We start from the raw sequence: 19228 nt of genomic DNA, 5'->3' as shown, positions 1-19228 counted from the left end.
AATCAGTGGGCACGGCCGGCCGCCGCCTCTTCCGCACGGGTCAGCCCGCACAGCCCGATCAGATCTTCGTGCAGCTCGAACCAGACGGTGTGATAGCTGTCCATGATGGGCCGCGCCACATAGGTGTGGTCCCCTTCGGCGATGCGCTCCACCGCACGGTCGAGCCGATCCAGGTAGCGCGACAGGCGCGGGGCCAGTCCGCCGAGACGGGCGATCAGCGGCCGCAGGCGTTGGTGAGTGTCGTTGAGCCGGGCCAGGACCGAACCGTCGTACTCGGCGTCCGCGTGGTCATTGACGGTGGCCGGGTCCTTCATCTGCCAGTCGGTGATGATGACCTTGAGATCGGCGTTGAAGACGCAGAATTCGTCGTAGGCGACGGTCATGGCGGCCGCGTCGACGGTCTCGCGCTCCGCGTCGAGCAACTGCGCCAGGCGCGGACGACCCTCGGGGGTGATGCGGAAACCGGCGGGTGTGGTGGCGCAGAAGCCGGCGGTCACCAAACCCTCACAGCAGGCGGCGATTTCGACAGCGTCGGCGAACAGGCTCAACGCCAGATTGTCGGCGTTCACCCGGCCCTTGATGCCGATCAGGCGCAGCACGGCCAGCTCGGTGACAGGTGCGGTCACGGAAACTTCCTCCTGCTCAACATCTTCGGTGACGCGCTGCTCGAGGCGCTCGGCCAGGCGGTCGCCGTCCACCCCCACCCACTGGGCGAGCTGGGCGACATCGTCGAGCACGGACTGCTCGACCGGCTTGGCCACGACCGCACCGGGCAGCACCAAACCGGCTCCGCCGTCGACGGTCACGGTCCTACCGGCGAGCGCGGCGACCACACCCGGTCCGCAGCCGACCACGCACGGGCGGCCGAGTTCACGGCTGACGAGCGCGGCATGCGACGTGGTGCCGCCCAATTCGGTGACGATGGCGCGCGCGGCGATCATGCCGTGCAGGTCGTCGGGGCTGGTGGTGGGGCGGACCAGGATGACGTCCTCGCCCGCCTCCGCGCGCACCTCGGCCTCGTCGGGATCGGTGACGACCACGCCGGAAGCCAGTCCGGGGCAGGCGGATTCGCCCCGTGCCAGCGGCTGCTGGTCACCGGTGTCGCCGGAGGCCGGGCGCAGCACCTCGCGCACCTGATCGGCGCTCACCCGATCCAGCGCCTCGTCGGCGCCGATCAGCCCCTCCTCGACCATGGCGACCGCGGCGCGCACGGCGGCCCGCGCCGAACGCTTGGCCGGGCGCGACTGCAGCAGCCACAAGGTCCCGGACTCGACGGTGAACTCCACGTCCTGGAGGTCGCGGCCGTCCCGCTCGAGCAGCTCGGCGGCGGCGATGAGCCGCGCGTGCACCGCGGGCTGGGCGGCGGCCAGATCGTCGAGCGGGCGCGGGGTCAGGCGGCCCGACACCACGTCCTCGCCCTGCCCGCCGACCAGCCACTCGCCGTAGACGGGACCGTCGCCGGTGTTCGGGTTGCGACTGAAAAGCACTCCGGTGCCGGAGAATTCGTCGAGATTGCCGAACACCATGGCCTGCACGGTGACCGCGGTGCCCAGGGTGTCGGCCACGCCGCGATGGGCGCGATAGGTCTTGGCGCGCGGGGAATCCCAGGACCGGAACACCGCTTCGACCGCGCCGCGCAACTGCTCCCACGGATCGACCGGGACGACACCGTTCTCGTCCCCGAGCACGGTCTCGCGGTATTGCTGGACGAAACGCCGCCGGGTGTCCTCGGCATAGCCGGCATTGCGGGTCTCGGCGGCCAGCGCCTCCTCCACCGCGGCGGTCATGCCGAGGTTCAGGACGGTGTCCATCATCCCGGGCATGGAGATGGCCGCGCCCGAACGCACCGACACCAGCAGCGGGCGCTCGACCGACCCGAAACGCCGCCCGGTGCCGCGCTCGATCATGGCGATGCCGTCGCGCACCTGCGCCCAGATCTCCTCGGCGATCGAGCCGCGCCGCGTGTAATCGGCCCAGCCGTCGGTGGTGATGACGAACGCCGGCGGCACCGGCAGACCGAGCGCCCGCATGTGATCGATGCTCCATGCCTTGCCGCCGATCGTGTCCCGCGACAGCCCGCACGCGCCGTCGAGTTCGACAACGGTCGCCGCACCCGCATCGGGGCGCCGCACCAACTCCGTTCCGGCCGTCATGTCACTCCTCCGAGATCCTGAATTCATCCGCACTCCAGCGCTCCGCCGCTGCTCGAGCGGCCTGCCGGGCAATATCCCGTCCCCCCTCGGGACCACTACAACGAGAGTGCCGCGTGACCGCCCACACACCCAACTCCCATCCCGATGACCGGAATGGACACGCCGCGCCAAGAAATTGGGGAGGCCCGCTGGCACGCCCGGTCAGCGGGATGGCACTCCGAAAATGGGAATTCATCAGGCGGCGCTGGGGCAGGATGGGCGGATGGATCGGCGGCACTCGGGCGGGAGCTCCGCGGTCGGACCCGTGATGACCATTCCGGGTCTGGTGGCGGACAGGGCGCGGCGATATCCGGACGCGGTCGCGATCGCCGGACCGGCCGGGCGCTTCACGTTCGCCGAGTTGGCCGAGGAGGTCGCCGGGGTGACACGGGCCGCCATGGCCTCCGGGCTCGAGGTCGGGGACCGGGTCGGGATCTGGGCGCCCAACAGTGTGCGCTGGATCGTGACGGCGCTCGGAATGCTCGGCGCGGGCGTCACTTTGGTACCGATCAGCACCCGGCTACGCGGCGCGGAGACCGCGGAGGTCCTGGCCCGCAGCAACGCGAAAGCCGTGTGCACGGTGCAGCAGTTCCTCGGCCGGGACTATCCGGCCATGCTGGCCGAATCCGGGCGTCCGCTACCGGATCTCGAACATCTGATCCTGCTCGACGATGCCCGCGGCGAGGGCGACGCGGACTGGGACATCAGCTCGTGGGAGGGCTTCCTGGCCCCCGGCACCGTGATCGACCCGCAGTCGACGCGAGACCGCACCGCCGAGGTCGAGCCGGATTCCGTCTCCGACATCCTGTTCACCTCCGGCACCACCGGCGCGCCCAAGGGCGTGCTGGCCACCCACCGGCAGACCCTGGAAGTGTTCTCGCAGTGGGCCGACGCGGTCACCCTGCGCCCCCGCGATCGATACCTGCTGGTGAATCCGTTCTCGCACACCTTCGGCTACAAGGCCGGGATCCTGGCCTGTCTGCTGCGCACCGCCACCATGGTGCCGATGGAGCGCTTCGACACCACGGCCGCGCTGCGGCTCATCGAGAGCGAGCGCATCACCGTGCTGGCCGGTCCCCCAACGCTTTTCACCGACCTGCTCGCGGCCGACCACGACAACTACATGCTCGGCTCGCTACGCCTGGCCGGTACCGGCGGCGCGACCGTCCCGGCCGAGCTGGTCCGCCGCATCCGCGACGACCTGCGCGTACCCTACGTCTTCACCGCCTACGGCCTCACCGAATCCATCGGCGTGGTCTCCATCTGCCCACCCGACGCACCCGCCGAACTGGTCGCGGGCACGGTCGGAAAAGGCTTGCAGGGCAGTGAGATCCGCATCCTCGACCGCGACGGCAAACCGGTGGAGCCCGGCGAGCCCGGCGAGATCACCGTCCGCGGGCCGAACGTCATGCTCGGCTACCTCGACGATCCCGAGGCCACCGCCGCCGCCATCGACGCCGACGGCTTCCTGCACACCGGCGACGTCGGCACCCTCGACGAGGAGGGCTACCTGCGCATCACCGACCGCCTCAAGGACATGTTCATCGTCGGCGGCTTCAACGCCTATCCGGCCGAGATCGAACGAGTCCTGCTGGAGCATCCCGATATTCGCGATGTCGCGGTGATCGGCATCCCGAACGACCGCCTCGGCGAGGTCGGCCGCGCGGTGGTGGTGCCCGCCGACGGAGCGACCGCCGATCCCGCCGCCATCATCGAATGGTCCCGCTCCCGATTGGCCGGGTACAAGGTGCCACGAGAGGTCGTCCTCGTCGACGACCTCCCGCGCAATGCCGGCGGCAAGGTGCTCAAACAGCGCCTGCGCGATCGGGCCTAGTTCCCCAGCACCGGCCCGTCGGCCCAGCGATACAGATGCGCGATCGCGGGTTCCACGATGGAACCCGGCGCCTCCGCGTCGAACCAGCGATCCACATGCGTCCAGTGATACGGATGCAGCAGGTAATCGCCATTGAGTCCGTCGGGATCGAGGAACTCCTGCTCCCAGACGTGGGTCCAGCGCGCATGACCCGGCACCCGGCTCAGCGACCAGGACTTGATGGCAGAGATGTGGGCGGGCATGGCCATCAGATCGGATTCGAAGCGCGCCACCGTCTCCGGGGCCGTGCCGTGGCGCACGGTCAGCAGCAGGGTGCGCTTGATGCGGCGAGCGGAGTCCAATCGGACCACGCGGGCGTGCACCGGAGCCAGTGGCACCACGTCGGCGGTGTCGGGCAGGACCGGCAGCACCGTCGCGGGTGCGGCGTCGGCGGCGAGGTCCCAGACCGCGCCCAGTCCGCCGGTACTGCCGGGCAGGTCGACGCCCGCCGAGCAGTGTGTGACGCCGGGCGTCGTGTTCGCCGACTCGGCCAGGGCGGCGATTTGCGCGTCCGCGTCGTCCCCGGCGGGCGGCGCGGTGAGAATCACCCAGCGGCTCATGACTGTTCCTCCTGGACGGCGAGCACGTGACGCTCCCGGGTCAGTGCGACGGCATCGGTATCGGACCAGAAGGCCGCGACACCCGGATCGGCCGCCGCCGCACCCCGCATCCCGTAGAACTCGTAGATGCCCGCGAGCTCCCAGATGATCTGCACGGCAACCGAATCGGCCCCCGTATGCTCGTGCAGCACCTGCGGCGCGCGCAGGCCCCGCGCGTTGGCTCCGGGCAGGTATTCATCGCGCCAGCGGCACAGCCAGTCCTCGGCCCGGTCGGCGGGCAGGACGATGCGGTCGAGCACACGCACGGGCGTCGCGGGGTTCACAGCTTCGCCTCCACCTCGTTGCGGTACCGGTCCACGTACGCCGCGAGGTTCTCCACGCCCTCGAGCAGCGATCCGGGACCGAACATGGGCGGGGTGAGCACGATTCGGCTCGCACCGGCGGTGACATAGGGCCGGACGTATTCCGGGTCGAACTCGCGGGTGAAGTCGAACGAGCCCGGCCAGATGGTCATCTCCACGGCGTCCTCGGAACGTCCCGCGGCCCCGCAGATCTCGCGGATCTTGTCCGCGCCGCGCGCGAAATCCTCCGACGAGATCGTGTAGGGGAACCAGCCGTCCCCGACCCGGGCGGCACGGCGCACCGCGGGAGCGCTGTTGCCGCCCAGGATGATCGGCACCGATCGCTCCGGCTGCGGGAGGCAGAACTGCCGCTCGAACGAGACGTGCTCACCCAGGTAGGTGGCCGGGGACTGGGTCCACAGCGCCCGCATGGCGCCGATGCAGTCGTCGAGCCGTCCGCCGCGATCCTCGAACGGCACCCCGATCGCCGCGTATTCCTCCTTCTGCCAGCCGATTCCGAGACCGAGCAGCAGCCGCCCGCCCGACTGGCGGGCGATGGTGGCGGCCCGCTTGGCCAGCACCACCGGGCTGTGCAGCGGCGCCACCACCATGGCGGTGCCGAACAGCAGCGTGCTCGACGCGCCCGCGAGGAACGCGATCGTCTCGAGCGGGTCGGTCATGGGTACCCCGAGATCGCCGCCGGGCATCCGGCCGTCGGGCGAGTACGGGTACAGCGGCTCGTAATCCTGGGCTACCACAACGTGTTCCACGGTCCAGATCGAATCCAGACCGCATTCCTCGGCCGCCGCGGCGAATTCCCGCAGGAATCCACCGTCCGTCACCAGGCCGTCGAGATATGGCATGAGCATGCCGATACGCATCGGCCGCCTCCGTCCTTCCGGGAACGGCCCGTCATTGGGCCACCCCTCGATCGTGGCGTGTTGCCGGGGTCACAAATCCCGGGGATCCCGGTCAGCGAGACGGCGCATAATGGCCGCTCACAGGCCACTTTTCAGGGGAAAGCCGATAGCCCCGTACCTCTTGGCACGGGGCTCGAACGACCGGAGCACCACCCATCCATCCTCGGTCCGTGCCCCGGTGCGGAACGCACCGGGGCACGGGAGCTCCCGAGAGTGGGGCTAGATCTCTTTGCGCATCTGGGCGGTGAGGGGCTTCATGTAACCCGAGCCGAGCAGGCGGCGCATGATGTTCATGGCCTTGGCGTCCTTGCCGATCAGGATGAGCGGCTTGTTCTTCCGGATGCCGTTGACGATCACCTTGGCGCAGTCCTCCGGGCTGGTCTGGGCCAGGCGGTCGAAGTTGGCGGCCAGGTCGTCACGCGAGCGGTTGGCGGCCGCCCTTGCCTTCCAAGCGATTTCGGTCTTGATCATGCCCGGGTGCACGCTGGAGACGCCCACGTTGTACCCGGCGATGATCATCTCCTGGCGCAGCGCGTCGCTGATCGCGTGCATGGCGTACTTGGAGGAGCTGTAGCCGCCCTGGCTCGGGCAGGCCACCAGGCCGAACATGCTGGAGACATTGGCGATATGCCCGTCGCCCGAGGCGATCACGTGCGGCAGGAACGCCTTCACCCCGTGCAGGGTGCCCCAGTAGTTGATGCCGAAGATCCACTCCAGGTCTTCCCAGGAGACTTCCTCGATATTGGCGGTCAGCGAGACACCGGCGTTGTTGACGACGATATTGACCTTGCCGAAGTCGGCCGCGACCTCGTCGGCATGGGCGTACACGGCGGCGCGGTCGGTCACGTCGAGCTGGTAGGCGCGGGCCTTCGCGCCCTCCTTCTCGCACAGCGCGGCCGTCTCGGCCACGTTCTCGAGATTGCGCCCCGAAAGCGCCAGCCGCGCACCGTTCCGAGCCAGTTCCAGGGCCAGCGCCCGGCCGATGCCCGCTCCCGCACCGGTGATGACGGCGACCTTGCCGTGGAAGTCCTTCATAGGTGTTTCCTTGTCTCGCTTCGCGATTACTTGATCGGGGTTCTCAGGGGGCAGCCCCCTGAGAACCCCAATAGGTAGGGCCGTCAGGCCCTACTGAGAGGTGAAGCCGCCGTCGGCCACGAATTCGGAGCCGGTGCTGTAAGAGGAGTCATCTGAGATGAGGAACAGGACCAGGTTGGCGAGTTCCTCGGGCGTGGCCGGGCGCGCGATCGGCTGATTGGCCGCGATACTCGCTGATCGATCCGAGGTCGCGACCATTTCGGTGGCCACGATGCCCGGGTGCACGGAATTGACCCGGACGTTGTCGGCCGCGAATTCCTGTGCGGCCGTTTTGGTCATGCCACGCACGGCCCACTTCGAAGCCACGTAGCCGAGGATGTTCGAGTAGCCGATCAGGCCGCCGGTCGAAGAGATGTTGACGATGGAACCGACCCCGGCCTCGCGCATGGAACCGATGACCGCCTTCATGCCCAGGAAGACGCCGACCTGATTGACGTCGATCACCTTGCGGTAGTCGGCTTCCGAGAGCTTCTCGATCGGGTCGACGTGCACGATGCCCGCATTGTTGACCAGACCCGAGATCGGGCCGAAGGCCGCGACGGCCTGTGCGACGACATCGTTCCACGCCGCCTCGTCGGTCACATCGAGCGGGAAAAACCTTGCCGCGTCCCCGATTTCGGCGGCGACGGCCTGTCCGGCCTCGGTGAGCACGTCGGTGATCACCACCTTCGCGCCCTCGGCGGCGAGCTTGCGGGCGAAGGCCGCCCCCATGCCGCGCGCACCCCCGGTGACGATGACGACCTTCGAATCAATCCGTCCCATGTCAGTTCTCCTGTGCCGCTTCGATTTCCATATCGGCGAGGTGATTGGCGGCGATATAGCCGAACACCATGGCCGGACCGATGGTCGCACCCGCACCGGCGTAGTCGTTGCCCATGACCGCGGCGGAGTTGTTGCCCGCCGCGTACAGCCCCGAGATGACCTCGCCCCGGTCGTCGAGCACGCGGGCGTGCTCGTCGGTGACCAGGCCGCCCTTGGTGCCCAGATCGCCGGGCACCATCTCGACCGCGTAGAACGGGCCGCGCTCGAGCGGAGCCAGGGTCGGGTTGGGCTTGACGGTCGGGTCACCGTAGTAGCGGTCATAGGCCGAGTCGCCGCGCAGGAAGTCCTCGTCGCGGCCCTTGCGCGCGAAGGCGTTGAAGCGCTCGACGGTAGCGGCGAGCGTGTCCGCCGGGACGCCCAGCTTGCCCGCCAGCTCGGCCAGGGTGTCGGCCTGCTTGATGATGCCTGCGTCGAAGTACTTCTGGGGCAGCGGCCGTTTGGGGAAGTTGCCCAGGAACAGGTACCGGTCGCGGAAGTTCTGGTCGAAGATGAAGTGCGCCGGAATACTGCCCGGCACCTTCTTCTCCTCCTCGTACATGGTGTGCACGACGTTCACGTACGGCGCGGACTCGTTCACGAAGCGCTCGCCTTTGGCATTGACCACGATCGCGCCCGGCTGCGAACGCTCGGCCAGCATGAAGAACGGCGGGCCGTCGGGGTTGCGCACCGACGGACCCCACCAGGCGTCGTCCATGAGATCGACTGCCGCACCGGCCTTCTGGCCCGCGACGATGCCCTCGCCGACATTCTCGGTCGCGCCCACAGTCCAGCCCGTGTTCTGCGGCCCGTCGATGTACTGCTTGCGCATCTCGAGGTTGTGCTCGAAGCCGCCCGCGGCCAGCACCACACCGCGCCGGGCCTTGATGGTGACCGGGCGACCCTCGTGCTCGACGTGCACGCCGACCACGGCGTCGCCCTCCATGACCAGGTCGGTGAGCGGCGTGTTCAGCCACACCGGCACACCCGCGTCCCGCAGCGACAGCCACAGCCGCGCCGCGAGGGCCTTGCCCAGGCTCAGCGGCTTCGCGCCCTTGAGCAGGTTGAGCGCGGTCTGCGCGCCGACCTTCATGGCGGTCTTCTTGCCGGTCCAGGTGCGCGCGATCATGTTCAGGTCGTGGAAGTCCTTGACCGTGATGGCGATGCCCTTGGGCGCGGACATGGTCGGCTGGTTGATCTTGTGCAGATCACCGCCGAGCAGCCGCCCGTCGATCGGCTTGGGCTCGATGCTGCGGCCCTGCGCCAGTCCGCCCGGGAACTCGGGGTGGTAGTCGGAGTACCCGCGGTCGTAGGCGAAGTCCCAGTACCTGGAGCGAGCCCCGAGGTAGCGGAACATCTCCGGCCCGTGGTCCAGGAACGCCCGCTGCTTGGCCTCCGGAACCCGGTCGCCGACAACGGCTTTCAGATAGGTGCGAGCCATCTCCGGGCTGTCCGGCACCCCCGCGGCCTGCAGCACCGGGTTGTTGGGCACCCAGATGCCGCCGCCCGAGCGCGCGGTGGAGCCGCCGAACAGGCGGCTCTTCTCGATCAGGGTCACCGACAGCCCACGGTAGGCGGCGGTCAGTGCGGCGGTCATGCCCGCCGCACCGGAACCCACGACAACGACGTCGAATTCGAATTCCATGAAATGAGTCCTCAGTAGCCGCAACTGGTCAACATGCCGCCGTCGACGACGAATTCGCCGCCGGTGCAATAACTCGAGGCGTCCGAGGCCAGGAACAACGCCACCTCGGAGACCTCGACCGGCCGACCCCAGCGCGGAATGGGCAGTTCGGAGAAGAAACTGTTGCCGTCCACCCCGGACGCGCCCGCGACGGACGCGGTCATGGGGGTGGCGATGCCGCCGGGATGAATGGAGTTCACCCGGATACCCGAGTGCCCCAGCTCCCGGGCGGCGGACTTGGTGAGCCCGCGCAACGCGAATTTGCTTGCGCTGTAAGCGGAGAGACCGGCGGCACCGACGAAGCCCTCGACCGAGGAGACGTTCACGATGGATCCGCCGCCGGCGGTGGTGAGTGCGGGCGCGGCCGTCTTGATGCCGAGGAAGGCGCCGGTGACATTGATGTTCATGATGGTCTGGAACTCGTCCAGGCTCATCTCCACGATGCGCTCGAACCGCAGGATGCCCGCATTGTTGACGAGCACGTCCAACTTGCCGAACTTGGTGGTCGCCTCGGAAACCGCTGCCTGCCAGTCGGATTCACTGGTGACATCGTGGTGCACGTAGTGGACGGCGTCGCCCAGCTCGGCCGCCAGCGCCTTGCCCTCGTCGTCGAGCACATCACCGAACACGACCCGCGCGCCCTCGGCCGCGAAGCGGCGCACATGCTCCGCCCCCGTACCCCGTGCGCCGCCGGTCACCAGCGCCACCTTGCCGTCCAGCTGTCCCACCGAATCCTGTCCTTCCGACCAACGATTGTTCGGGTCTCCCACCTCTGAAACTCGGACCCTGCGTCGCGCGTTCAGCGCGGCGCAGGGCTGGAGTAGTTGGGTTCATCACCGACGCTAAGTCGGGGGCAGGGTGGCGGCACGGTGTGGTCCCGGCCACTGAGACAAGCGAATGACCTGAGGCTATGGGTGCAGAAGTATTCCGGTTAGGCATAAGCGCCCGGGTGGGCGCGGAAGGCGTCGCGGGTAGGAGTCCGGATGAAGTTCTCGATGATCTTCGAAGCGCAGATGACCGACCCGACCGCCGCGCACGAGGCCCAGGTGCTGCGCGATTGCGTCGAGCAGGCGGTGCTGGCCGACGAGATGGGGTTCGACGCCGTGTGGGCCGTCGAGCATCACGGGCTCAAGTGGTACGCCCACATGAGCGCACCGGAGATCTTCCTGACCTACGTGGCCGCCAAGACCTCCCGGGTGCGCATCGGGCACGGCGTGGTGTGCATGCCGTTCGGCTTCAATCACCCCGTACGCACCGCCGAACGCGCCGCCATGCTCGACGTGCTCTCCGATGGCCGCCTGAATCTGGGCGCGGGTCGCGGCGCGACCGCCGTCGAAACCTCCATGTGCGGAGTCGATCCCGACCGCACCTACCAGGAGGTCGAGGAATCGCTGCGGATGATCGCCACCGCCTGGAAGGATCCCGAGGGCGAATTCGAATACCACGGTGAGCTTCTGAACATCGACCCCCATCACCTGCTGCCGCGCCCGGTGCAACGCCCGCATCCCCCGCTGTTCATGGCCTGCACCAAGAAGGACACGCTGAAACTGGCCGCCGACTACGGAATCGGCGCACTGGTCCTGGGTTTCGCGGGCATCGAGGAGATCGCCGAACTGCGCGGCATCTACGACGCGGCCATCGCGGCCCGCACCGGCGAGCGCTTCGTCTCCACCGTCGTCAACGATCATTTCGCGGCCCTGTGCCCGACCATCGTCCTCGACGATCGCGAGCAGGCCCAGCAGATCGGCGCGCGCGGCCAGCGCTTCTTCGCCCAGTCCATCAAGTACTACTACGGCGCGGGCCCGGTCCCCGACGAGGCCGTCGACCCGGCTGTCGACGAAATGGCCAAGATGCGCGAGGTCGCCGACGAACACGTCGCCTACCTGCACGAGGCCAGGATCCCGGTGAAGTCCGGGTCCACCGCCATCTTCAACACCGAGCACGCCTACGGCACCGCCGACGACGCCATCGCCTACGTCGAGCGCCTGCGGGACGCCGGGGCCGACGAGATCCTGTGCCTCATCCAGATGGGCACCGTGCCCCAGGCCGCGTGCCTGGAAACCATCCGTCAGTGGGGCGAGAAGGTCATCCCCCACTTCCGTTCCCACTAGCACCACCGTCACAAGTAGCAGAGAAAGAAGTCGAAATGGCTGATCTGACCGGCAAAGTCGCCCTGATCACCGGCGCCGCCCGCGGCCAGGGCGCGGCCGAGGCCCGCCTGTTCGTCGAGCTGGGCGCGAAGGTGGTCCTCACCGACGTGCTCGAGGACGAGGGCAAGCAACTCGCCGACTCCCTCGGCGAGGCAGCGCGTTTCGTCCACCACGACGTCACCGACGCCGACAGCTGGGACGCCGCGGTGAAGGTCGCCGTCGACACCTTCGGCAAGCTCGACGTATTGGTCAACAATGCCGCCATCTATGTCATGAAGCCGCTCGTCGACACCGATGTCGAAGAGCTGGAACGGATCCTGAAGGTCAACCTGGTCGGCGCGTTCCGCGGCATCAAAGCGGTCGTCCCCGCCATGACCGCGGCCGGCGGCGGCTCCATCGTGAACATCTCCTCGCAGGCGGGTCTCGAGGGCCTGATGAACCACGCCGCCTACGGCTCCTCCAAGTGGGGTCTGCGCGGCCTGTCCAAGATCGCCGCGCTGGAGCTGGGCCCGTCCCGGATCCGGGTCAACTCGGTGCATCCCGGCCCCATCGCCACCCCGATGGTGCCCTACCTGACCACCGGCCCGGGCAGCTTCCCGACCCTGCCGCTGGAGCGCACCGGCCTGCCGGAGGAGGTCGCCGAACTGGTCGCCTTCCTCGCCTCCGACGCGTCCGCGTACATCACCGGCGCCGAGGTGACCGTCGACGGCGGTCTGGCCGCGGGCAAGTTCATCCCGCGAAACATGTAGCACGACAGCGTGATCCAGGAAGGCCCGCAATGACCCTGTCCCCCGAATGGCAGACCTTCGTCGACGCCGCCACCGCGGCGTTCCCGGCGCTGGGCACCGAGGTGCTCGACGCCGCCGAAGCGCGGGCCTTCCTGGCCGCCCGGCCCGCCCCCGCCGCCGAACCGATTCCCGTCGCGGCGGTGGAGGAATGGCTGGTTCCCGGTCCTGACGACGCCCCCGAGGTGCCGGTCCGGCTCTATCGTCCGCACGAGGCCGAGGCCAGGCCCGGCGTCGTGGTCTTCTATCACGGCGGCGGATTCGTCCTGTGCGGCTTGGATTCCCACGATCGCTTCTGCCGCACCATGGCCAACGAGGCCGGGGTCATCGTGGTCTCGGCCGACTACCGCCGCGCGCCCGACGCCCGATTCCCGGCCGCCGCGCAGGACGCCTACGCCGTCCTGCGCTGGGTCGCCGACAATGCCGAATCCCTGGGCGGGGACCCGGATCGTCTTGCCGTGGCCGGAGACAGCGCGGGCGGCAATCTCGCGACGGTCGCGGCGCTCACCGCGCGCGACAACGGCGGACCGGACATCGCCTTCCAGCTGCTCATGTATCCGATGCTGGATCCGAACTGCGACAGCCGGTCCTACACCGACAATGCCGAGGGCTTCTTCACCACCGCGGCCCATTTGCGTTGGTACTGGCAGCAATACCTGAACTCGGACGCCGACAGGTCCGACCCCTGCGCCAACCCCACCATCGCCGACCTCACCGGGCTCCCGCCCGCCCACATCGCCACCGCCGAATTCGACCCGCTGCGCGACGAGGGCGAGCGGTACGGTCGGCTGCTGCGCGACGCCGGGGTCGAGACCGAGATCCACCGCTGGAACGGCACCGTGCACGGCTTCATGTCCATGGCATTCCATCTGCGAGAAACCCAGCGCGCCAACACCGCCGCCTGCACCGCGCTGCGTCGCGCGCTGGCTCGTACACCCGTCGTCTGAAATTCGCGGCGGGTTCACGGCCCCACCGATTAGCATCACCTGCGTTCACAATTCTGAAACGTCAGGAACTCTCTTGTCGGTTGCACGCATCGTGACAGGCACCGCCGCCCTCACAGCGGCTATGACCCTTTCGGCCGGACTGGTCGCCACCGCGCACGCGGACCCGGGCGGATTCGGCACCCTGGCCCTCTCCCGGCTGCGGAACACCGCGGTCGCCGGCATCGACAGCAACAAGGTCACCGCCGACGCCGCCGCGATCCGCGACTGCGCCAGCTACGACTGCGAGATCGTGCTGCGCTTCACCGACGGCTGCGGCGCGGTCGCCCAGGGCGCGGACGGCACCTGGGGCTGGGCCGTCGGCGCGAGCCTCGACGAGGCGCAGCAGAACGCCGTCGCCGGCTTGGGCCAGAGTGCGCCGCCGTTCCCGGACCTGGGCAGTGCGCAACCCGTCGCCGCCCACGTCGTCACCAGCGCCTGCACCAAAAACGTGCAGTAGCACCGGCTTTCGCGGCTCAGTGCGGGTACTGGGCCTCGTAGGCCGCCCGCTCGGCGGCCCGCCGGGCAGCGCGGGCGGGATTCTCCAGGTCCGCGGGCAGACCGTGCTTCACCAGCCGGTGCTCCCGGTTCATCGGCATATAGGCCACGATGTAGAACAGCGCCAGCAACAGGCCCAGCAGGATCACGGCCAGCTTCAGCCACAGCTCGCCCGGCAGCAGGAACGCCAGCGCGAAAATCGGTACCAGCGGCACCAATTGGCGCACGATGTGCCGCGGTACCGCCCACGGACCGGTGAGATCGTTGCGCACCCACTCCCGCAGATCATCGGGCAGCACCCGACCGGCCGAGTATCCGAGCCACTGAACAGGGTTGGGGCGCTTCATTTCCGGTTTCCCTTCGTCGATCCGGCCTGCTCGGAATCCCCCAAGACCGATCGCCGGGCCGCGGCGTTCACCCGGTTCAGCACCTCGCGCAACTCCTCGAGATCGGCCAGGCTCACCCCCAGTCGCGCCACCACGGCGGGCGGAATCTTCTCCGCCTCCGCGCGCAGCGCCCGCCCGGCGTCGGTCAGATCCACGACGAGATTGCGCTCGTTGTTGCTGTCCCGCCGCCGGGTGATGAGCCCCGCCGCCTCCAACCGCTTGAGCAGCGGCGAGAGCGTGGGCGAATCGAGCTGAATGGCCTCGCCGATGTCCTTGACCGACATCGGCGCCTCACCCCACAGCGCCAGCATCACCAGATACTGCGGATGGGTCAGCCCCATGGGTTCGAGCAGCGGCCGATACACCGCGAGCACCGCCCGATTCGCCACGGCCAGTGCGAAACACACCTGCCGGTCCAGCTGCAACGGGTCGATCGCCTCCGACACTGCCTCGGCCACCGCTCCTCCTCACTCGTCTTGGTTAGGGCAATAATAGTTAACGCACTAACTGTTAGTCGACGAGCGGTCAGGTAATAGCGGTCACACCTCTGCGCGCTCGGCCGCCATCCGCATCGACTGGATCCGGCCGGTGTCCATGTAGTCGCGGAACAGCGTGACCAGGCCGTCCTCGACGCGAATCACGTTGACGGAGCTGCGAACCCACTCCCGCCCGGCGCCGGGACGAGTGATGTCGATATCGCATTCGGTGACGAAGAGACCTGGTTCGGTGGTCTCGTGAATCGTCGGGCGGATGCCGTGCAGCTCGATGCCGGGCGTGCCCGACCACCGCGAGGCCAGGTAGTCACGGATCTCTTCCCGACCCTCGATGCGGGTCGGCTGGCCGGGGATCGGGAAGGGAATCTCGAAGACGGCCGCGGGGGCCATGCGGGCGGCGAAGCGCCCGGCATCACGCGAGGGCAGCTCGAGGAAAAGCTGTTCGACGACGTCGCGAGGGGTTTCTACGGAAGTGGACACCACTACCTCCAAAAACGGAACGTTGGACCCGGTTAATATTCGGGGCGTGCGCCCCGTTTGTCAACGGGTCGGTACGCTGTCGGGGTGAGCGATCGACCCCTGCGCGCCGACGCCCGCCGCAATCGCGAGCGGGTGCTGGCCGCCGCCCAGGAAGCCTTTGCCGCCGAGGGCATTTCCGTACCGCTCGACGAGATCGCGCGACGGGCCGGCGTCGGGGCGGGCACGGTCTATCGCCACTTCCCCACCAAGGAGGCGCTTTTCGAGGCCGCCATCGTGGATCAGGTCGAGCGCATCACCGCACACGCCAGGGAACTGACCGAGGCCGGGGACGCGGGGACCGCGTTCTTCGACTTCCTGGCGAAGCTGGTCCTGCAGGGCGGCGTCAAGCGCGACCTGGCCGATGCGCTCCGGACACAGGGCGGGGATTACCCGCGCACGGCCCCGAGCGAATTCAAAGAGGCGCTGGCGGCGCTGCTTTCACGGGCGCAGCGGGCCGGGGCCGTCCGGCCCGAGATCGGCATCGACGACCTACTGACCCTCATCAAGGGCATCACCCTCGCGGTGCACGACGCCGGAGCCGACGACGGATTGCGCGAGCGCACCTTCGCCGTGATCGCCGACGGACTCCGTACGCGCTGATCGCAAATCCCGGGCAATAATCGCTGAAATATTGCGGAGGGAACTGAAACGCGGGCGAATCGCGGGCATAGTTCCACAATGTCCGCACGTTTTTGCAACTCGGATGATTTGATGCACCATGTGCTGATCGGTTGCCCTTCCGGCACCTCGGCCCGGGGCTGTTCTTCGTGTTTCTTCCGTATGAGTTGACGACAGGAGATCAGATTCGATGAAGCGTGCGATCCGTGCCGTCGCCGTCGCGGCTGGTCTGACCGTGGCAGCCTGCGGGAACACGCCGAAGTCCGACAATGCGCTACTGGAACCACCGGCGCGCACGCTGACCATCGGCATCAAATTCGATCAGCCCGGACTGTCGGTGAAGGGACCCGACGGCAAACCCCACGGATTCGATGTCGACACCGCCGTCTACATCGCCGGGAAGCTCGGCGTCACGCCCGACCACATCACCTGGCGCGAGGCCCGCTCCGAACAGCGCGAGGACCTGCTGAACTCCGGCACAGTCGATTTCGTCGTCGCCTCGTACTCCATCACCGCCGCTCGCCAGCAACTGGTGTCCTTCGCCGGGCCGTACCTCATGGCGGGTCAGGACCTGCTGGTGCGGCAGAGCGAACGCGCCATCGACCAGCCCGAGGACCTGGACGGGCGCACCGTGTGCAGCGCCGAGGGCTCCACCTCCGCGGACAAGATCCGGCGCAGCTTCGCCCACAATGTGAAGCTCACGACCCGGGACACCTACGCGCAGTGCGTCGCCGACCTCATCGCCGGCACCATCGACGCCGTCACCACCGACGATGTCATTCTGGCCGGCTACGCCCACGAGCACACCGGCACGCTGCGCGTGGTCGGGCACCGGTTCACCCGCGAGCGCTACGGGGTCGGAGTTCGCAAGGGCGACCTCGCCTTACAGGGCCGCATCACCGCGGCGATCCGGTCGATGATCGACGACGGCAGCTGGCGGCGGTCCATGGAACGCGATCTCACGGCCAGCGGCTATTACCCGCTGCCCGCGCCGGTGGTGTTCAACGCCCCCGACAAACAACTCGAGCCGGGCGATCCGACCACCCTCGATCCGGAATTGGTGAATGCCACCAAGGCCGTCGCCGCCACCTCCAACGCACGCGACTGGGAAGGCTTCCGCTCGCTGGTCTGCCCCGAAACCGCCGACACCATCGATGAAATCCTGCTGCAATACACCCCGCAATTCGACAAGGCCCTCGGCTCGGAAGTGAAGAACGCGGGCTACACCAATACCGTCACCGGAGTCACCCAAACCGACCCGAACTCCGCGACCTTCGCATACCACGAAACCTTCACGAATGTCCCCGATAAATACCGCGGCTACTTCAAGGACATCGACTACACCGGAACCATGGTCCGCCGCAACGGCTCCTGGAAACTCTGCGGCCTTGCCGCCGACTTCGTCGAACCCTGAGCGAACCGGCAGAACCCTGAGCGCCGAATAATGCGGTGCGCCGAGACGGGCGGCGCACCTACCCTCGACGGCAGTCAGAAGGAAGGACGAAACAATGTTTCCCGTCGAGCTGCGCGGTACTCGGGCGCAGACGCTCATGTGGGCCCACGAGCACGAGGTCGAACCGGCCGCGTTGCAGCAGCTGCGCACCATCGCGCAATTGGAGTGGGTGTACGGCGTGCGAGTCATGCCGGATGTGCACCTGGGCAAGGGGGCGACGGTCGGCTCGGTCATCGCCATGAAGGACGCGGTCGCACCCGCCGCGGTCGGGGTGGATATCGGATGCGGGATGGAGGCCGTGCTGACCTCGCTGACCGCGGCCGATCTGCCCGACAGCCTGCACTCGCTGCGGTCGCGGATCGAGGCGGCGGTGCCGGTCGGCTTCTCGGCCCACGACGACCCGGTCAACGTGAACCGGTTGAACGCCGAGGTCTTCGGTCAGCGCGCCGCGGGCACCACGCTGCGGGCGGGCTGGGAGCGCTTCTGGAAAGGCTTCGATGCGCTGGATCCGGCCGTCGCGCCGCGAGAGTCCAAGGCGCACAAGCAGATGGGCACCCTGGGCGGCGGCAACCACTTCGTGGAAGTGTGCCTGGACACCGAGCAGCGCGTCTGGATCCTGCTGCACTCCGGAAGCCGCAATATCGGCAAGGAACTCGCCGAGCGGCACATGGCCGTCGCGCGCACTCTGCCGCACAACGTCGACCTGCCGGATCGCGATCTGGCGGTATTCCTTTCCGGGACACCGGAAATGGATTCCTACCGGCGTGACCTGACCTGGGCTCAGGAGTACGCGGCACGCAACCGCGCCGTCATGCTGGCCCTGGTCTGCCAGGCCGTCAGCGCCGAATTCGACGGGCTGGCAGTGCGTTTCGAGACGCCCATCTCCTGCCACCACAACTATGTGGCGGAGGAGGTCATCGACGGGATGCCCATGCTGGTGACCCGCAAGGGTGCCGTCCGGGCGGGCGCGGGCGACCTCGCGTTGATCCCGGGTTCCATGGGTACGCGTTCGTATGTGGTTCGGGGCAAGGGAAATCCGGCCTCGTTCCAGTCGGCGTCGCACGGGGCGGGCCGCCGCATGAGCCGCAATGCGGCCAAGCGGCAGTTCACCGTGGCCGACCTGGTCGCGCAGACCGAGGGCGTGGAGTCGCGCAAGGACGCCGGGGTGATCGACGAGATCCCCGCGGCGTACAAGGACATCGATCAGGTCATCGCGGCTCAGGAAGACCTGGTCGACATTGTCGCCACGCTGCGACAGGTGCTGTGCGTGAAGGGTTGAGAGGGGTCAGCGGCGGCGGAAGGTCGCCGCTGCACCCGCACCCACCAGCAGGATGCCCACGATGAGCGGGAATCCCGTTTGCAGCCACTGGAACAGCGCGACGTGCATGTCATCGGAGACGGGCAGATCGCCGATCAGGCGGAAGGTGTCGTCCGGGAAGATGAAGTGGATGATCCCGGGCAGCACCCCCCACACCAGACCGGCGATGATGGTGCCCGCCGGGGAATAGGCGGCCAGCGCCGCCACGATCAGGAACAGCACGGCGGCGATCAGGATCTCGAAGGTGGAGCCGACGCGGTCGGCGAAGTCCCCCAGGATCGTCCACTGCCTGGTTCCCGCGGCGCCGCGGGCGGCCAGGACGATGCCGACGGGGGTGATGATCAACCCCACCAGCGCGCCGGTCACCGACCGCGAAACACCGCCACTGCTGCGAAACTGCGCCCCGGGTGGACTCCACCCCGCGGGCGACGGAAACTTCTCCGGCATCTGCGTCTCCCTGCGCACCCCCGGACGCCCTTCGTGCCCGGAACCTTATTGTCCGTCCGCCCACGGGATTCCGCGCGATCTTGACCGGTCCGCAACCAAGGCGCTGTTCAGCGG

Annotated in this window: 20 protein-coding genes; 8 read left to right on the top strand and 12 right to left on the bottom strand. The window is 68.2% G+C overall.

All coding sequences use genetic code 11. The features are described 5' to 3' along the window. Positions 1-2: 2 nt before the first annotated feature. Positions 3-2153 (bottom strand): pyruvate, phosphate dikinase, encoded by a 2151-nt coding sequence (locus GPX89_RS44240; RefSeq protein ID WP_157354939.1) that lies wholly within the window; start codon positions 2151-2153, stop codon positions 3-5. Positions 2154-2460: 307 nt separating this feature from the next. Here GPX89_RS44240 and GPX89_RS03045 point away from each other — a divergent pair, with 307 nt between their 5' ends. After that, positions 2461-4026 carry a FadD3 family acyl-CoA ligase gene (locus GPX89_RS03045; RefSeq protein WP_157386962.1) on the top strand — a complete coding sequence of 522 codons (1566 nt, stop codon included), beginning with the start codon at positions 2461-2463 and terminating at the stop codon, positions 4024-4026. Here GPX89_RS03045 and GPX89_RS03040 read toward each other — a convergent pair. From GPX89_RS03040 to GPX89_RS03010, 7 genes are all read right to left on the bottom strand, one after another. After that, the gene (locus tag GPX89_RS03040; RefSeq protein WP_198347238.1) at positions 4023-4625 is read right to left on the bottom strand and encodes a Dabb family protein; all 603 of its coding nucleotides are present in this window, start codon (positions 4623-4625) and stop codon (positions 4023-4025) included. The genes GPX89_RS03045 and GPX89_RS03040 overlap by 4 nt on opposite strands. Then, positions 4622-4948, bottom strand: coding sequence for a hypothetical protein (locus GPX89_RS03035; RefSeq protein ID WP_157354938.1), 327 nt, complete (start codon positions 4946-4948; stop codon positions 4622-4624). Before GPX89_RS03035 ends, GPX89_RS03040 begins: the two co-directional genes overlap by 4 nt. Continuing rightward, on the bottom strand, positions 4945-5847 hold the full coding sequence (locus tag GPX89_RS03030) for an LLM class F420-dependent oxidoreductase (protein ID WP_157354937.1): 903 nt from the start codon (positions 5845-5847) through the stop codon (positions 4945-4947). Before GPX89_RS03030 ends, GPX89_RS03035 begins: the two co-directional genes overlap by 4 nt. 258 nt (positions 5848-6105) lie before the next feature. Further along, entirely contained in the window at positions 6106-6921 is an 816-nt protein-coding gene (locus GPX89_RS03025; RefSeq protein ID WP_157354936.1) for an SDR family NAD(P)-dependent oxidoreductase, read from the bottom strand. Positions 6922-7011: 90 nt separating this feature from the next. Beyond that, positions 7012-7743, bottom strand: coding sequence for a glucose 1-dehydrogenase (locus GPX89_RS03020; RefSeq protein ID WP_157354935.1), 732 nt, complete (start codon positions 7741-7743; stop codon positions 7012-7014). A 1-nt stretch (position 7744) separates the two neighbouring features. Beyond that, the gene (kstD, locus tag GPX89_RS03015; RefSeq protein ID WP_157354934.1) at positions 7745-9424 is read right to left on the bottom strand and encodes a 3-oxosteroid 1-dehydrogenase; all 1680 of its coding nucleotides are present in this window, start codon (positions 9422-9424) and stop codon (positions 7745-7747) included. A gap of 11 nt (positions 9425-9435) precedes the next feature. Continuing rightward, complete coding sequence (locus tag GPX89_RS03010) at positions 9436-10191, bottom strand: glucose 1-dehydrogenase (RefSeq protein ID WP_328601449.1); 756 nt, start codon at positions 10189-10191, stop codon at positions 9436-9438. A gap of 255 nt (positions 10192-10446) precedes the next feature. Between GPX89_RS03010 and GPX89_RS03005 the strand changes: the two genes are divergently transcribed. The 4 genes from GPX89_RS03005 (at position 10447) to GPX89_RS02990 (ending at position 13841) form a co-directional block, all read left to right on the top strand. Continuing rightward, positions 10447-11574 (top strand): LLM class flavin-dependent oxidoreductase, encoded by a 1128-nt coding sequence (locus GPX89_RS03005; protein ID WP_157354933.1) that lies wholly within the window; start codon positions 10447-10449, stop codon positions 11572-11574. A 35-nt stretch (positions 11575-11609) separates the two neighbouring features. Next, positions 11610-12362, top strand: a complete 753-nt coding sequence (locus tag GPX89_RS03000) for a glucose 1-dehydrogenase (RefSeq protein ID WP_157354932.1) — start codon at positions 11610-11612, stop codon at positions 12360-12362. 29 nt (positions 12363-12391) lie between these two features. Further along, positions 12392-13345 (top strand): alpha/beta hydrolase, encoded by a 954-nt coding sequence (locus GPX89_RS02995; protein ID WP_157354931.1) that lies wholly within the window; start codon positions 12392-12394, stop codon positions 13343-13345. A gap of 73 nt (positions 13346-13418) precedes the next feature. Continuing rightward, on the top strand, positions 13419-13841 hold the full coding sequence (locus tag GPX89_RS02990) for a DUF4189 domain-containing protein (protein WP_235946641.1): 423 nt from the start codon (positions 13419-13421) through the stop codon (positions 13839-13841). A 16-nt stretch (positions 13842-13857) separates the two neighbouring features. On the opposite strand, the gene GPX89_RS02985 is transcribed toward GPX89_RS02990, so the two are convergent. From GPX89_RS02985 to GPX89_RS02975, 3 genes are all read right to left on the bottom strand, one after another. Next, on the bottom strand, positions 13858-14226 hold the full coding sequence (locus GPX89_RS02985) for a DUF5313 family protein (protein WP_157354930.1): 369 nt from the start codon (positions 14224-14226) through the stop codon (positions 13858-13860). Continuing rightward, positions 14223-14723, bottom strand: coding sequence for a MarR family winged helix-turn-helix transcriptional regulator (locus GPX89_RS02980; protein WP_328601448.1), 501 nt, complete (start codon positions 14721-14723; stop codon positions 14223-14225). Before GPX89_RS02980 ends, GPX89_RS02985 begins: the two co-directional genes overlap by 4 nt. 81 nt (positions 14724-14804) lie before the next feature. Beyond that, positions 14805-15239 (bottom strand): nuclear transport factor 2 family protein, encoded by a 435-nt coding sequence (locus GPX89_RS02975; protein ID WP_157354929.1) that lies wholly within the window; start codon positions 15237-15239, stop codon positions 14805-14807. 84 nt (positions 15240-15323) lie between these two features. On the opposite strand from GPX89_RS02975, the gene GPX89_RS02970 reads away from it, so the two are divergent. The 3 genes from GPX89_RS02970 to GPX89_RS02960 all read left to right on the top strand — a co-directional run bounded on the left by GPX89_RS02970 (position 15324) and on the right by GPX89_RS02960 (position 18628). After that, positions 15324-15878, top strand: coding sequence for a TetR/AcrR family transcriptional regulator (locus tag GPX89_RS02970; protein WP_328601447.1), 555 nt, complete (start codon positions 15324-15326; stop codon positions 15876-15878). Positions 15879-16086: 208 nt separating this feature from the next. Continuing rightward, on the top strand, positions 16087-17310 hold the full coding sequence (locus tag GPX89_RS02965; RefSeq protein ID WP_157354927.1) for a glutamate ABC transporter substrate-binding protein: 1224 nt from the start codon (positions 16087-16089) through the stop codon (positions 17308-17310). A gap of 94 nt (positions 17311-17404) precedes the next feature. After that, the gene (locus GPX89_RS02960) at positions 17405-18628 is read left to right on the top strand and encodes an RtcB family protein (RefSeq protein ID WP_157354926.1); all 1224 of its coding nucleotides are present in this window, start codon (positions 17405-17407) and stop codon (positions 18626-18628) included. 6 nt (positions 18629-18634) lie between these two features. On the opposite strand, the gene GPX89_RS02955 is transcribed toward GPX89_RS02960, so the two are convergent. Then, complete coding sequence (locus GPX89_RS02955; protein WP_157354925.1) at positions 18635-19114, bottom strand: hypothetical protein; 480 nt, start codon at positions 19112-19114, stop codon at positions 18635-18637. Positions 19115-19228: the final 114 nt, after the last annotated feature.

The sequence above is a fragment of the Nocardia terrae genome (assembly GCF_009760405.1).
Taxonomy (GTDB): Bacteria; Actinomycetota; Actinomycetes; order Mycobacteriales; family Mycobacteriaceae; genus Nocardia; species Nocardia terrae.
This window is presented reverse-complemented; position numbering and strand designations above follow the sequence as displayed.

Excerpts from the sequence above, each read along its gene's own strand:
- GPX89_RS44240 (WP_157354939.1), bottom strand. The coding sequence starts at position 2,153 with ATGACGGCCGGAACGGAGTTGGTGCGGCGCCCCGATGCGGGTGCGGCG.
- GPX89_RS03045 (WP_157386962.1), top strand. The coding sequence starts at position 2,461 with ATGACCATTCCGGGTCTGGTGGCGGACAGGGCGCGGCGATATCCGGAC.
- GPX89_RS03040 (WP_198347238.1), bottom strand. The coding sequence starts at position 4,625 with ATGAGCCGCTGGGTGATTCTCACCGCGCCGCCCGCCGGGGACGACGCG.
- GPX89_RS03030 (WP_157354937.1), bottom strand. The coding sequence starts at position 5,847 with ATGCGTATCGGCATGCTCATGCCATATCTCGACGGCCTGGTGACGGAC.
- GPX89_RS03025 (WP_157354936.1), bottom strand. The coding sequence starts at position 6,921 with ATGAAGGACTTCCACGGCAAGGTCGCCGTCATCACCGGTGCGGGAGCG.
- GPX89_RS03020 (WP_157354935.1), bottom strand. The coding sequence starts at position 7,743 with ATGGGACGGATTGATTCGAAGGTCGTCATCGTCACCGGGGGTGCGCGC.
- kstD (WP_157354934.1), bottom strand. The coding sequence starts at position 9,424 with ATGGAATTCGAATTCGACGTCGTTGTCGTGGGTTCCGGTGCGGCGGGC.
- GPX89_RS03005 (WP_157354933.1), top strand. The coding sequence starts at position 10,447 with ATGAAGTTCTCGATGATCTTCGAAGCGCAGATGACCGACCCGACCGCC.
- GPX89_RS03000 (WP_157354932.1), top strand. The coding sequence starts at position 11,610 with ATGGCTGATCTGACCGGCAAAGTCGCCCTGATCACCGGCGCCGCCCGC.
- GPX89_RS02995 (WP_157354931.1), top strand. The coding sequence starts at position 12,392 with ATGACCCTGTCCCCCGAATGGCAGACCTTCGTCGACGCCGCCACCGCG.
- GPX89_RS02985 (WP_157354930.1), bottom strand. The coding sequence starts at position 14,226 with ATGAAGCGCCCCAACCCTGTTCAGTGGCTCGGATACTCGGCCGGTCGG.
- GPX89_RS02965 (WP_157354927.1), top strand. The coding sequence starts at position 16,087 with ATGAAGCGTGCGATCCGTGCCGTCGCCGTCGCGGCTGGTCTGACCGTG.
- GPX89_RS02960 (WP_157354926.1), top strand. The coding sequence starts at position 17,405 with ATGTTTCCCGTCGAGCTGCGCGGTACTCGGGCGCAGACGCTCATGTGG.
- GPX89_RS02955 (WP_157354925.1), bottom strand. The coding sequence starts at position 19,114 with ATGCCGGAGAAGTTTCCGTCGCCCGCGGGGTGGAGTCCACCCGGGGCG.